Below are 14,179 nucleotides of genomic sequence, written 5' to 3' on the forward strand. Positions count from 1 at the left end.
AGCTTCCCGAGTCGGAGACTCCATGCCTGCCCTGACCCCTCTGCACAATCTCCCTGACCGCGCGGTTCGCGCGGCAGCCGGGTTGGCGGGCATACTCCTTCTTTTGTTCCAGACTTTTGCACCGGCGCTGGCGAGTCCCGGTGAAAGTGTCTGGGTGGAGATCTGCTCGGAAGGCGGCGCGGTCTGGGTCGAGGTTGACCTTGAGGAGGGTGCCGAAGACCCGGCCGCGTATTGCCCCATATGCGCCGATTGCGCGCTGTGCACCGACGCCGCGCCGATGCCCGAACTGGCGCAGCTGGGGCAGGCCGGAATGGTCCGTTTTGTACGGGGAAACACCGGGGCCTCTGGCGTTTTCTACCAAGCCCACCGGCTGTGGCCCGAAACCCGAGGCCCCCCATGCGCGCCCGAAATCACAACCGAACGCGCCCTGCGCGCGTCCATGGCATTCACCCAAATTCCCGGAGGTGCGCCGTGGTCGTAAGTCGCGCAATCCATTTCCTGCTGGCCCTTGCCCTGTCGTGCCTTATGGCGATCAGCGCCCATGCCGACAGCCTTGCCAGCTTCCTACCCGAGATTGAGCCCGCCGATCTGGCCCCCGGGGCCGATGCCTTTGGTCCCGTCCGCGACGATGTGCCGGTGGCCCCCGTTCTTAAAGACGGCGACCGCATCGCCTGGGCTTTCTTAACCTCTGATCTGGTCGGCACCACCGGCTATTCGGGCAAGCCCATTCATGTGGTCGCCGCCATCGATGATGAGGCGGTGCTGACCGGGGTGCAGCTGGTCAAGCACTCGGAACCCATCGTGCTGATCGGCATCCCCAATTCCCGCATGGTTGAGCTGACCGAAGGTTATGCCGGGCTTGATCTGAAGATTGAGGCCGAGACTGGCGGTGAGGGGCATGACCTCGATATTATCTCGGGCGCGACGGTCACGATCATGGTGATCGATGACAGTCTTGTGCGGGGCGGCATCAAGGTGGCGCGCGCGCTGGGGCTGGGCGGCTTGGCACCGGCGCAGGCCGATGGACCCAAGCGCGAGGTCGATATGGCACAGGACGCCATCTATGACTGGACGACGCTGTCGGGCGACGGCTCGGTCCGGCGGCTGACGCTGGATATCGGGCAGGTCAACGCGGCGTTCGAAGCGACGGGCGATCAGCGGGCGATCAAGCGCCCCGAACCCGGCGAACCCGATGACACCTATATCGACATGCATATGGCGCTGGTCTCGGTTCCGTCGATCGGCAAGTCGCTGCTGGGCGAGGCCGAATATCAGAACCTGCTGAACTGGTTGGACGAAGGCGAGCAAGCCATTCTGGTGTTGGGTCGCGGGGCCTATAGCTTCAAGGGATCGGGCTATGTCAGGGGCGGGATTTTCGACCGGATTCAGCTGATCCAGGGCGACAATTCGGTGCGGTTCTTTGACAAGCAACAACGCCGTCTGGGCGAGGTTGCGGCCCCCGATGCCCCAAGCTTTACGGAACTGGACATCTTCAAGATCCCTGCTGATGCCGAATTCGATCCGGCCGAGCCCTTCCGACTGCAACTGTTGGCGCAGCGGGCCGTGGGCGCGGTCGAGAAAACATTCCTGACCTTCGATCTGGGCTACAAACTGCCGGAACAGTATCTGCTGCCCGTCGCGGCCCCTGTGGTCGTCGATGACGCCACCGGCGAGGCGGCGGCCAAGGCCGCGCTTTGGAAACGCATCTGGAAGGACCGCACGGTTGAGATCGGGGTGCTGGGCGTCATGCTTTTGGTGCTGACGGCGACATTCTTCTTCCAGTTCCACGCCACCATGAACGCCCGCGTCTTCTATTGGTTCCGCATCGGATATCTGACCATGACGCTGTTCTTCATCGGCTGGTACGCCAATGCGCAGCTGAGCGTGGTGAACCTGATGGCGCTGGCGGGCAGCCTGCGCACAGGCTTCTCTTGGGACGCCTTCCTTTTGGACCCGCTGGTCTTTATCCAGTGGTTCGCCGTGGCCGCCGCGCTGCTGTTCTGGGGCCGTGGGGCCTATTGCGGCTGGTTGTGCCCGTTCGGCGCGCTGCAGGAGTTGACCAACAAGATCGCGCGCGCGCTGAAAGTGCCGCAATGGACCTTGCCTTGGGGTCTGAACGAACGCCTCTGGCCTGCGAAATACATGATCTTTCTGGTGCTGTTCGGGATCAGCTTTGTCTCGATCCCGCTGGCCGAAACCTACGCCGAGGTCGAGCCGTTCAAGACCGCGATCATCCTGAAATTCATGCGCGACTGGCCGTTTGTGGTCTTTGCGCTGACCTTGCTGGGGATCGGGCTGTTCGTGGAACGGTTCTACTGCCGCTATCTCTGCCCCTTGGGCGGAGCGCTGGCGATCCCGGCCCGTATTCGCATGTTCGACTGGCTGCGCCGCTACAAGGATTGCGGCACCCCCTGTCAGACCTGCGCCAATGAATGCCCCGTTCAGGCGATCCACCCCACAGGTGAGATCAATCCGAACGAGTGCGTCACCTGCCTGCATTGTCAGGTGCTTTATCAGTCCGAGGACAAATGTCCCGTCGTTATCCGCCAGCTGAAACGGCGGGCCAAGACAGGGTCGGTCCAGATGAAGACCCCACTCGGACAACCACCGGCGAACCATCCGAACGCCAAACCGCAAACCGTTTCCTAAAAGGAGGGACGATCATGTCGGAACATGACAAGAAACTGAACATCACACGCCGCGGGATGCTGGGCGCAACCGCAACCGGTGCGGTGATTGCCGGGACCGGGCTGGGCTCGACCCTGATGACCGCGCGCGAGGCGAGTGCTGCCGCGAATGCGCATCTTGAGCCGGGTGAGCTGGACGAATATTACGGCTTCTGGTCCTCGGGCCAGACTGGCGAGCTGCGAATCTTAGGTGTGCCTTCGATGCGCGAGCTGATGCGGGTGCCGGTGTTCAACCGCTGCTCGGCCACCGGCTGGGGTCAGACCAATGAATCGCTGAAGGTTCTGACCGAAGGCCTGCTGCCGGAAACCAAGGAGTTTCTGGCCGCAAATGGCAAGGTCACCTATGATAACGGCGACCTTCACCACCCGCATATGTCGTTCACCGATGGCACCTATGACGGCCGCTATCTGTTCATGAACGATAAGGCCAACACCCGCGTGGCCCGTGTGCGCTGCGACGTGATGAAATGCGACAAGATCATCGAGATCCCGAACGCGCATGACATCCACGGCCTGCGTCCGCAGAAATACCCGCGCACCGGCTATGTCTTTGCCAATGGTGAGCATGAGGCCCCGCTGGTCAATGATGGCCAGATCCTCGACGATCCGTCGCAATATGTGAACATCTTCACCGCCATCGACGGTGATACGATGGAAGTCGCATGGCAGGTGATGGTGTCGGGCAACCTCGACAACACTGACTGCGACTATCAGGGCAAATACGCGTTCTCGACCTCCTATAACTCGGAAATGGGTATGAACCTGGCCGAGATGACCGAGAATGAGCTGGACCATGTGGTCGTGTTCAACCTCAAAGGCATCGAGGACGCGATTGCCGCGGGCAACTATCAGGAGCTGAACGGCGTCAAGGTCGTGGACGGGCGCAAAGAGGCAGGTGGCAACCTGACGCGGTATATTCCGATCCCGAACTCGCCGCACGGTGTGAACGCCGCGCCCGACAAGAAACACATCATGATCAACGGCAAGCTGTCGCCGACGGTTTCGGTGATTGATGTCGAGAAACTGGATGCGGTGTTCGAAGGTGCCGATCCGCGTTCCGCCATCGTGGCCGAACCGCAGCTGGGTCTTGGCCCGCTTCACACCGCGTTCGACGGCAAGGGCCACGCCTTTACCACCCTGTTCCTGGACAGCCAGGTGGTGAAATGGGACATCGCCAAGGCGATCGAAGCCTATGGCGGCGCGGATGTTGATCCGATCCTTGACAAGGTGGATGTGCAGTATCAGCCGGGCCACAACTCGACCTCGATGGGTGAGACTGCGGAAGCTGACGGCAAGTGGCTGATTTCGATGAACAAGTTCTCGAAAGACCGCTTCCTGAACGTGGGTCCGCTGAAGCCTGAAAACGAGCAGCTGATCGACATCTCGGGCGACAAGATGAAGGTGGTCCATGACGGCCCGACCTTCGCCGAGCCGCACGATTCGATCCTTGTGCACCGGTCCAAGGTGAACCCGGTCAATGTCTGGGATCGCAACGACCCGACATGGGAAGATGCGCGCAAACAGGCCGAAGCCGATGGTGTCGATCTGGACTATGGCGCGGATGAGCCGATCCGGGATGGCAACAAGGTGCGGGTCTACATGACATCCGTGGCGCCTGTGTTCAGCATGGAGAAGTTCACTGTCAAACAGGGCGACGAAGTCACTGTCTATGTCACCAACCTTGATGATGTGGATGATGTGACCCACGGCTTCTGCCTGTCGAACTTCGGCATCGCGATGGAGGTTGCACCGCAGGCCACCGCCTCGGTCACGTTCATTGCCGACCGTCCGGGTGTGCACTGGTTCTATTGCCAGTGGTTCTGCCACGCGCTGCACATGGAAATGCGCGGCCGGATGTTCGTTGAGCCGCGGAGCGCGTAACGATGCGTTGGTCCCTGCTCATACCGCTCCTGCTCGGCTCGCCCCTTTGGGCGGCGGACTGGGATGTGCCCAACCGGGCGGGGGCCATCAACGAGATACTGGCGCAGGCGGCGGATGGAGACACCCTCCGCCTGAGCCCCGGTGTTTATACCGAACACCTCGTACTGGACCGGCCCGTCACAATCGACGGGCAGGGCTTGGCCACCATTGACGGACAGGGTGAGGGCAGCGTCATCACCGTGACCGGACCGGGCGTGACGGTGCGCGGGCTGACGGTGATCGGCTCTGGCTCGGACCATGACGGGATCGACAGCGGCATCCAACTGACCAAAACGGCCCACGCGCCGGTGGTCGAGGACAATGTGCTGCTGGGCAATCTCTATGGCATCGACATCCATGGGGCCAAGGACAGCATCGTGCGCCGCAACCGGATCGAGGGGCGGCAGGACCGCCACATGAACGCGCGCGGCAATGGGGTCTATGTCTGGAACGCTCCGGGTGCCGTAGTCGCCGACAATGACATTCAGTTTGGGCGTGATGGGATTTTCGTGAATTCTTCGAAGAAGAATTTGTTCACCGGCAATCTGTTCCGCGATCTGCGCTTTGCCGTGCATTATATGTATGCCGACAATTCCGAGGTCAGCAACAATGTCTCGATCGGCAACGATCTGGGCTATGCGGTGATGTTCACCTCGAATGTCAAAGTCACCGACAATGTCTCGATTGACGACCGCGAGCATGGCGTGATGCTGAACTATGCCAACAAGAGCGTCATCACCGGCAATGTGGTCAAAGGTGCGAAAGAGAAGTGCACCTTCCTGTATAACTCGAACAAGAACGAATTCACTGACAACTGGTTCCAGGGCTGCGGCATCGGCATCCACTTTACCGCCGGGTCCGAACGCAACCGGATCGTCGGCAACGCCTTTGTCGGCAACCGGACGCAGGTGAAATATGTCTCGACCAAATGGGTCGAGTGGTCAGAAGACGGGCGCGGCAATTACTGGTCCGATTTCGCTGCCTATGATGTGGATGGCAACGGCGTGGCCGATGCCCCTTATCGCCCCAATGATTCAATGGACCATGTACTGTGGACCCAACCCGCAGCCAAATTGCTGCTCGGCTCGCCCGCCGTGCAGTTGGTGCGCTGGTCGCAATCAGCCTTCCCGGCGCTGCTGCCGGGCGGTGTGATGGACAGCAACCCTTTGATGCAAGCCCCTGAACCCCCAGCTATGAAAAAGGTGCCTCATGACGGATAAGGCCCTGACGATTGACCAAGTCTGCAAGGACCGTGGCAAGACCCGCGTTCTTGACGACATCACCCTGTCTCTTGCCCCCGGCCAGCGCGTGGCACTACTGGGCCATAACGGCGCGGGCAAGTCGACGCTGATCAAATCCATCCTCGGCCTGATCCCGATTGAGGGTGGCACCATTCGCATCGGAGACGCCACCCCCGGCAGCGCACAAGCGCGGCGCGAGACGGCCTACCTGCCCGAAGCGGTGTCATTCCACCCGGCTCTGACAGGACGCGAGCAACTGACGCTGTTCGCGCAGCTTTCGGGCGCGAAGGCAGATGTACCCGGTCTGTTGGAACGTGTTGGTCTGAGCGACGCACTGGACCGTCGGATCGGGGCCTATTCCAAAGGGATGCGCCAACGTCTGGGTCTGGCGCAGGTTCTGCTGGGTCAGCCGAAAGTGGCGTTGCTGGATGAACCCACATCGGGCTTGGACCCGATCTCGCGGCAGGATTTGTACGCTATCATCGATGAGCTGGCGTCGCAGGGCACCGCTGTTCTGATCGCCAGCCACGCCCTGACCGAGGTCGAGGCCCGCACCGACCGCATCGCCATCATGCGCAAGGGTCGGATGGTGGCGGATGACACGCTGACCAACCTGTCGGCGCTGGCCGGTCTGCCGATCCGCCTGAAGGTGCGCGCCAGTGCCAACCCTGACGCCTTGGCCGCCGAACTGGGCGGCAATCGGATCAACGGGGCGTCTGTGGAACTGCTCTGCACCCCTGAAGACAAGATGGAGGCCCTGCGCCGGATCGCAGAGTTGGGCGACGCGGTGGCGGATGTGGAAATGACTCCGCCCAAGCTGGAAGACCTTTATCGCCATTACGCACAGGAGGATTTGCAATGACCCGCTTCCTCGCCATCACCCGCACCGAAATGCTGATCCTGCGCCGCAACCGTTGGCTGCTGGTCGCGACGCTGATCATGGTGCTGTTCGCGCTGGCGCTGACCTTTGCGGGTAGCGCCCCGACCGGCACGCTGGGGGTCGATATGCTGACCGTCTCGGTCGCGTCGATGACCACGCTATCGGTCTATCTTGCACCCTTGCTGGCGCTGATGATTTCTTTCGATGCCATCGCAGGCGACGTGGACCGGGGCAGCCTGTCGCTGCTGCTGTCCTACCCCGCGGGGCGCGGCGAGATCCTGTTGGGCAAGTTCACCGCTCATCTGGCGGCGCTGGCTTTTGCCATGACCGTCGGTTTCGGCACCGCCGGAGCGGTGGCCGCCTTCTTCGGAGGCGCGGGGCCCGAAAGCCTGATGGCCTTGGCGCGTCTGATCCTCACCTCGATCCTGCTGGGCGCCGTGTTTCTGGCGCTGGGATACCTGCTGTCCGCCTTGGCTAAGGGGGCCACGGCGGCGGCGGGTCTGTCGGCCGGGCTCTGGCTGGTTTTTGTCGTCCTCTATGATCTGGGCCTGTTGGGGGCCGTCGTCATGGACAAGGGCGGCACCTTCACCCAATCCGTCTTTCCGTGGGTGATGGTGGCCAACCCGGCCGACGCATTCCGTCTGTGGAACATCGCCGCAACCGACGGCGTTGCCATGGCATCCGGCATGACCGGGGCCGCGCAGGCCCTGCCGGTCTGGGCCGCGCCCGTGTCGCTGCTGATCTGGCCGTTGATCGGCTTTGCCCTTGCACGGGCCGCGTTTAGGAGGGTTGAGCCATGAAGCGCCTGTGCCTGATTGCCCTGATCGCGCTGGCTGCCTGCAAGGAAGAGGTGGCCGAGGCCCCCGACCCGGTGGACCTGACCCCAGATGCGCTGAGTTTCTTCTGCCAGATGAACATCGCAGAACATGGCGGGCCCAAGGGGCAGATCCATCTGGAAGGCTACCCCGCGCCGCTGTTCTTTGCTCAGGTCCGCGACATGGTGGCCTATCTCAAAAGCCCCGAGCGCGACGCCAAGATCACCGCCGTTTATGTCAGCGACATGAGCGTCGCCCCCAGCTGGCGGCAGCCGGGTATCTCGAACTGGATTCCCGCTGATGGCGCGACCTTCGTGGTCGGAGCCAACGTAAAGGGTGGCATGGGTGCGCGCGAAGTGGTGCCCTTTGCAGACCCCGTCGCCGCCGAAGCGTTCATCACCGACTATGGCGGCACGGCGCTGCCCCTGTCTGACATTCCCGACACCGAGGTCCTCGGCCCCGTCGATCTGGACCTGCAGCTGGAGACACCCGCATGAGCCGCTACTCTCGCCGCCGCTTCCTGAGCATCTCGGCCGCTTGCATGGCCTTTCCGGTCGCGGCATCCGCAGTCGGGCCTTCTGCCCGGTGGACAGGAATCGCATTGGGCGCACCTGCCAGTATGCACTTGAATGGGCTGAGCGACGCGGAAGCCGCACCCATTTTTGACGCGGTTGCCTCCGAAGTTTCCCGACTTGAGAACATATTCAGCCTTTACCGCCCCGACTCAGAGCTGTGCCGTTTGAACCGAACGGGCCACTTGTCGGCCCCCTCAGCCGAGCTTTTGCAAATCCTGAGCCTGTGCAGCGCCCTGCATGCAGCGTCGGGGGGCGTCTTCGACCCGACCATTCAACCGCTTTGGATGGCTTTGGCCAACGATGCTGCCGCGTCCGAACGAGACAAGACGTCTGGTGTCATCGGATGGAAGAACGTCGTGGTGGATATGGATGAAATTCGTTTGCCAGTTCCGGGCGTGTCTGCCCTGACGTTGAACGGCGTGGCACAGGGCGAGGTGACGGATCGGATTTCCAGGCTTCTCAAGTCGTTTGGCCTGCGAAATGTGTTGGTAAATATGGGAGAAATCCGGGCCGAAGGACGGCGCGGCGATGGGCGCGCCTGGCAGGTTGGGCTGGCCTCCGCGAATGGAGCATTAGAAAATCATATCAGCCTCAGCAATCGGGCAGTGGCGACCTCATCTCCTGCGGCCATGACCCTGCCAGGTGGGAAGGGGCATATTCTGAACCCAATCCGTGAGCGCGTGTTTCATAGCACTGTGTCCGTCTCCGCCCCCAGTGCCGCTGTAGCGGATGGGCTGTCGACGGCTTTATGCGCTGTGCCCCACGACGGATTCACCGGGGTTCTGTCCCGTTTCCCGGGTGCCCGGGTTGAGATGCTTATATGAAGCACGGGCGGGAACCGAAATCATCCGCCTTCCGGCCTGAAAAATCCTCAGAGTTTTCAAAGCGACCGAAACTTAAGCACTCAGCACATGACTTAGGTCAATTTTTGACCATCGATTGTTCGGTACAGTGCTTGGCAAAACACGACTCAAGATCAACAGTGGACCGCAAGCCAATGAACAAGCTAGCCAGCCGTCGCGCTTTTCTGCGTGGGAGATCCCTGCGCAAGCGCGCGGATGCAATAAGACCACCTGGCGCCGTATTGGCCGATTTCCACGAACTATGCACCCAATGCGACGATTGCGGTGCGGCGTGCCCCGAAGAAATCATCTCAATCGACGCACAGGGGTGGCCGGTTGTAAACCTTGCTGCGTCACCCTGCACCTTCTGCGCCAAATGCGCCGAGGTCTGTCCGACCGGGGCGCTGCTCCCTGAATTGGTGACCGAATGGCCCTGGCGCGCCAGTGTATCAGCAAGCTGTCTGTCCCTGAACGGCGTAAGCTGCCGCGTATGCCAGGACGTCTGCGATAACAACGCTCTCCGTTTCAAACCCCAACTTGGTGGTCGATCAGAACCCGTTCTTGATCAGACGAACTGCAGCGGTTGCGGCGCCTGTGCCAGCGCTTGCCCAGCAGGCGCCGTCAGCTTCGTACGTATCGAACCTCAGCCCTCGGAGAGCCTGCAATGAATATCTGTGGATGCCTCGTTCACGTGACGCCCGACACCACCCAAGAGGCCCAGAAGGCCATGGGGCGTGTCGATGGCGTTGAAATTCATGCGGCGGCCGAGGATGGCCGCATCGTTGTTGTAGTCGAGGACACGCCCGAGAAACTGGCGTCCGAGACGATCATGGATCTGCATCAGATCCCGGGCGTGATCTCTCTGTCCCTGACCTATCACCATTTCGAAGACCTCGCGGAGACCCGCCCGCACCTCAACGCTTCTCGCCAGAAATAAAGCCGGAGACCCATGTCATGACCATCTCTGAATCCCGCCGGACATTCCTGAAATCAACAGCTGCCGCTGCGACGGCCTCAGCCGCCGGTCTGCCGCTTGCCACCGGGCAGGCCAGCGCGCAAGTCGGCAACCCCGACATCCGCTGGGACAAGGCAGCGTGCCGGTTCTGCGGCACCGGCTGCTCGGTCCTGATCGGCACCAAGGACGGGCGCGTCGTCGCCACCCAAGGCGACCCGGACGCGCCGGTGAACCGCGGCCTGAACTGTATCAAGGGCTATTTCCTATCCAAGATCATGTATGGCAAGGACCGCTTGACCACACCGATGCTGCGCAAATCCAACGGCCAGTACGACAAGAACGGCGAGTTCGAGCCTGTATCGTGGGACGAAGCCTTTGACGTCATGGCCGCCAAATGGAAAGAAGCGCTGGCCAAGAAAGGCCCGACCAGTGTCGGCATGTTCGGCTCGGGCCAGTGGACTGTCTGGGAAGGCTATGCCGCCGCCAAGATGATGAAGGCGGGCTTCCGCTCGAACAATATCGACCCCAACGCGCGGCACTGCATGGCGTCTGCCGTGGTGGGCTTTATCCGCACCTTCGGCATCGACGAGCCGATGGGCTGCTATGACGACCTTGAGCACGCGGATACCTTCGTGCTCTGGGGTTCGAACATGGCCGAGATGCACCCGATCCTGTGGTCGCGCCTGACCGACACGCGCCTGACCAAGCCGGGCTGCGAGGTGCATGTGCTGTCGACCTATGAACACCGCTCGTTCGAGCTGGCCGATAATGGCATGATCTTTGCGCCGCAGACCGATCTGGCGATCCTGAACTATATCGCCAACTACATCATCCAGAACGGCGCGGTGAACGAGGAATTCGTCAAGAACCACGTCAACATCACCAAGACCGCCACCGATATCGGCTATGGCCTGCGCGACAATCATCCGCTGCAAGAGGCCGCCGAGAACCCCAATGTCGGCAAGATGGAACCGATCAGCTTCGAGGAATATGCCGAAGCGGTTTCGAAATACACGCTGGAATATACGTCCGAGCTGTCCGGCGTCCCCGCCGCATCGCTGGAACGTCTGGCCAAGCAGTACGCCGACCCCAACCGCAAGGTCATGAGCCTGTGGACCATGGGCTTCAACCAGCACACCCGCGGCTCATGGGTGAACTCGTTGATGTATAACGTGCACTTGCTGGTCGGTAAGATTTCGGAACCCGGCAACTCGCCCTTCTCGCTGACCGGTCAGCCCTCGGCCTGCGGCACAGCGCGCGAGGTCGGCACCTTTGCCCACCGTCTGCCCGCAGACATGGTGGTGATGAACGACAAGCACCGCGAGATTTGCGAGAAAGCCTGGAACGTGCCCGCCGGCACCATCCCGGCCAAGCCCGGCTTCCACGCCGTGCTGCAGCACCGCAAACTGAAAGACGGCGACCTGAACGCCTATTGGGTACAGTGTACCAACAACATGCAGGCCGCGCCCAACATCAACGAAGAAGGCTATCCCGGCTACCGCAACCCCGAAAACTTCATCACCGTGTCGGACCCCTATCCGACCGTGACCGCGCTGTCGGCTGACCTGATCCTGCCCACCGCCATGTGGGTCGAGAAAGAAGGCGCCTATGGCAACGCGGAACGCCGCACACAGTTCTGGCGTCAGCAGGTCAAGGCCCCGGGCGAGGCCAAGTCGGATGTCTGGCAGGTCATGGAGTTCTCAAAACGCTTCACCGTCGAGGAAGTCTGGGGCGAGGAATTGCTGGCCACTATGCCCGAACATCGCGGCAAGACCATGTATGACGTGATCTTCGCCAACGGCACGATCGACAAATACCCGCTGTCGGAAACCGCCGAAGGGTTCGACAACGACGAATCCGAACACTTTGGCTATTACGTGCAGAAAGGCCTGTTCGAGGAATATGCCGAATTCGGGCGCGGCCATGCGCACGATCTGGCTCCGTTCGACGTGTACCATCAGGCCCGCGGCCTGCGCTGGCCGGTCGTGGACGGCAAGGAAACGCTCTATCGCTTCCGCGAAGGCTATGACCCCTATGTCGAGGCCGGGGCGGGCGTGCAGTTCTATGGCAAGCCGGATGGCAAGGCGAACATCATCTTTGCGCCCTATGAACCGGCGGCCGAGGAGCCGGATGACGAATTCAATCTGTGGCTCTGCACCGGTCGTGTGCTGGAACACTGGCATTCGGGGTCGATGACCCGCCGGGTTCCCGAACTGCACCGCGCCTATCCGGCCGCCGTAGTCTACATGCATCCCGAAGACGCCAAGGAACGTGGTCTGCGCCGCGGTCAGGAGATCGTCCTGTCCACACGTCGGGGCGAGGTCAACAGCCGGGTCGAGACCCGGGGCCGCAACAAGGTGCCGCGCGGTCTGGTCTTCATGCCGTGGTTCGACGAAGGCCAGCTGACCAACAAGCTGACGCTGGACGCGACCTGCCCGCTGTCGAAAGAGACCGACTTCAAGAAATGCGCCTGCAAGGTCGAGCGCGCGTAACAGGCAAGTAAGGCAAAGGTTGTTCCCATGTCTTCTGCAGGCAAACCCCTTGCGCCAAACCGGCGTCGCTTCCTACAGGATGCGGCGCGGGCGGCAGGCGGTTGTGTGGCCGCCGGATCATTGCTGGCCTATCTGGCCCGCGATGCACGGGCCTTGCCTGCCGAAGCATTGCGGCCGCCCGGTGCCCTGCCTGAACAAGACTTCCTGTCCGCCTGTATTCGCTGTGGTCTGTGCGTGCGAGAGTGCCCTTATGACACGCTGAAACTGGCCGAGTTGGGTGTCGATGCCGTCGCCACCGGCACGCCCTATTTCACAGCGCGCGACGTGCCCTGCGAGATGTGCGACGACATCCCCTGCGTCGCCGCCTGCCCAACCGGGGCGCTGGACCCCGGGCTGGACAATATCGACGATGCCGAGATGGGCGTGGCCGTGCTGGTGGATCAGGAGAACTGCCTGAACTTCCTCGGCCTGCGCTGCGACGTCTGTTACCGCGTCTGCCCCGTCATCGACGAGGCGATCACGCTGGAAACCGAACATAATGCGCGTTCGGGCCACCATGCGGTGTTCATCCCGACGGTCCATGCCGACCGCTGCACCGGCTGCGGCATGTGCGAGAAAAGCTGCGTCCTGCCCGAGGCCGCAATCAAGGTTCTGCCCGCGCGGCTTGCGCGCGGCAGCAGCGCAGAGCACTACCGTCGCGGCTGGGAAGAGAAAGAGGCCAAAGGCGCGCCGATCGTCGAGGGCATCATAGACCTGCCGGATCGTTTACCGGGGCCGGGCACCGACAACCTTGTCGCACCGGGTGGGTTCGAGCCTGTTTTCAAGCTGCCGGGGGTGACGCAATGACCGCCCGCACACATCTTCCAGTGGGACAGGAAGCCCTTGAGGCCAAGGGCTGGCTGGGTGCCCACAAGTACCTGCTGCTGCGCAGAACCAGCCAGCTGTTCTTTCTGCTGTTGTTTCTGTTGGGCCCGTGGTTTGGCATCTGGGTTGTGCAAGGCACGCTGGCGGGGTCGCTGACCCTTGGCGTGCTACCACTGACCGACCCGTTTGTATTCCTGCAGAGCCTTGTGGCCGGGCACTGGCCAGAACTGACTGCGGCCATCGGCGCTGCAATCGTTCTGGTCACTTACGCCCTGATTGGGGGCCGCGTCTATTGCTCGTGGGTGTGCCCGATCAACCCGGTGACGGACGGCGCGCATTGGTTGCACCGCAAGCTGGGCCTGCAGAAAGGTTGGCAGCCCAAACGCGGTACACGCCTTTGGATCATGGCAACGGTCCTGATCGTTTCCGGCCTTAGCGGCGCGATCGCGTGGGAAATGGTCAATCCGATTACCATGCTGCATCGCGGCCTGATTTTTGGCATGGGTTTCGTCTGGACCATGGTCATTGCGATCTTTCTGTTCGACCTTTTTGTTTCGCGCCATGGGTGGTGCGGCCATGTCTGCCCGGTCGGGGCCTTCTACGGGCTGGTCGGAACCAAAGCCTTGTTGCGCGTAAGCGCCCCCAACCGCGCCGCATGTGACGATTGCATGGATTGCTTTGCCGTCTGCCCGGAAAACCACGTCATATCACCCGCGCTCAGGGGTAAAGAGGACAGCACCCCTCTGATCCTGTCACCCGATTGTACAAATTGCGGACGCTGCATCGATGTATGCGCCGTTGACGTTTTCACTTTCACTCACCGGTTCGACGACCAGGTCGCCGCACCTTCCGATCCCGATCCCGCGCCACAGCCGCGCGCAGCCAGACCTATTTAAGGGAGTGCCCAG

13 protein-coding genes are annotated in these 14,179 nt (G+C 61.7%); all 13 read left to right on the plus strand.

Features of this window, described 5'->3' with window-relative positions:
• Positions 1-22: 22 nt before the first annotated feature.
• The 13 genes from ACR0KM_RS05275 to napH all read left to right on the plus strand — a co-directional run bounded on the left by ACR0KM_RS05275 (position 23) and on the right by napH (position 14,167).
• The gene (locus ACR0KM_RS05275) at positions 23-481 is read left to right on the plus strand and encodes a DUF2946 family protein (RefSeq protein WP_480858068.1); all 459 of its coding nucleotides are present in this window, start codon (positions 23-25) and stop codon (positions 479-481) included.
• 44 nt (positions 482-525) lie between these two features.
• Entirely contained in the window at positions 526-2,649 is a 2,124-nt protein-coding gene (locus tag ACR0KM_RS05280; RefSeq protein ID WP_480858551.1) for a 4Fe-4S binding protein, read from the plus strand.
• Positions 2,650-2,663: 14 nt separating this feature from the next.
• The gene (nosZ, locus tag ACR0KM_RS05285) at positions 2,664-4,568 is read left to right on the plus strand and encodes a TAT-dependent nitrous-oxide reductase (protein WP_480858069.1); all 1,905 of its coding nucleotides are present in this window, start codon (positions 2,664-2,666) and stop codon (positions 4,566-4,568) included.
• Between the two features lie 2 nt (positions 4,569-4,570).
• Positions 4,571-5,827 (plus strand): nitrous oxide reductase family maturation protein NosD, encoded by a 1,257-nt coding sequence (locus ACR0KM_RS05290; protein ID WP_480858071.1) that lies wholly within the window; start codon positions 4,571-4,573, stop codon positions 5,825-5,827.
• Positions 5,817-6,710: an ABC transporter ATP-binding protein gene (locus ACR0KM_RS05295; RefSeq protein ID WP_480858073.1), complete on the plus strand. Its 894-nt coding sequence runs from the start codon at positions 5,817-5,819 to the stop codon at positions 6,708-6,710. Before ACR0KM_RS05290 ends, ACR0KM_RS05295 begins: the two co-directional genes overlap by 11 nt.
• On the plus strand, positions 6,707-7,528 hold the full coding sequence (locus ACR0KM_RS05300; RefSeq protein WP_480858075.1) for an ABC transporter permease: 822 nt from the start codon (positions 6,707-6,709) through the stop codon (positions 7,526-7,528). Before ACR0KM_RS05295 ends, ACR0KM_RS05300 begins: the two co-directional genes overlap by 4 nt.
• Positions 7,525-8,040 carry a nitrous oxide reductase accessory protein NosL gene (locus tag ACR0KM_RS05305; protein ID WP_480820409.1) on the plus strand — a complete coding sequence of 172 codons (516 nt, stop codon included), beginning with the start codon at positions 7,525-7,527 and terminating at the stop codon, positions 8,038-8,040. Before ACR0KM_RS05300 ends, ACR0KM_RS05305 begins: the two co-directional genes overlap by 4 nt.
• Entirely contained in the window at positions 8,037-8,942 is a 906-nt protein-coding gene (locus ACR0KM_RS05310; protein WP_480858077.1) for an FAD:protein FMN transferase, read from the plus strand. The genes ACR0KM_RS05305 and ACR0KM_RS05310 overlap by 4 nt, the downstream gene beginning before the upstream one ends.
• A 173-nt stretch (positions 8,943-9,115) precedes the next feature.
• Positions 9,116-9,628, plus strand: coding sequence for a ferredoxin-type protein NapF (gene napF / locus ACR0KM_RS05315; protein WP_480858553.1), 513 nt, complete (start codon positions 9,116-9,118; stop codon positions 9,626-9,628).
• Positions 9,625-9,897, plus strand: coding sequence for a chaperone NapD (locus tag ACR0KM_RS05320; protein WP_480858079.1), 273 nt, complete (start codon positions 9,625-9,627; stop codon positions 9,895-9,897). The genes napF and ACR0KM_RS05320 overlap by 4 nt, the downstream gene beginning before the upstream one ends.
• A gap of 17 nt (positions 9,898-9,914) precedes the next feature.
• Positions 9,915-12,407 (plus strand): nitrate reductase catalytic subunit NapA, encoded by a 2,493-nt coding sequence (gene napA, locus ACR0KM_RS05325; protein ID WP_480858081.1) that lies wholly within the window; start codon positions 9,915-9,917, stop codon positions 12,405-12,407.
• A 27-nt stretch (positions 12,408-12,434) separates the two neighbouring features.
• Positions 12,435-13,253, plus strand: a complete 819-nt coding sequence (gene napG / locus ACR0KM_RS05330; RefSeq protein ID WP_480820399.1) for a ferredoxin-type protein NapG — start codon at positions 12,435-12,437, stop codon at positions 13,251-13,253.
• Positions 13,250-14,167 carry a quinol dehydrogenase ferredoxin subunit NapH gene (napH, locus tag ACR0KM_RS05335; protein ID WP_480858083.1) on the plus strand — a complete coding sequence of 306 codons (918 nt, stop codon included), beginning with the start codon at positions 13,250-13,252 and terminating at the stop codon, positions 14,165-14,167. The genes napG and napH overlap by 4 nt, the downstream gene beginning before the upstream one ends.
• Positions 14,168-14,179 lie beyond the last annotated feature (12 nt).

The sequence above is a fragment of the Ruegeria sp. G10 genome (assembly GCF_056533645.1).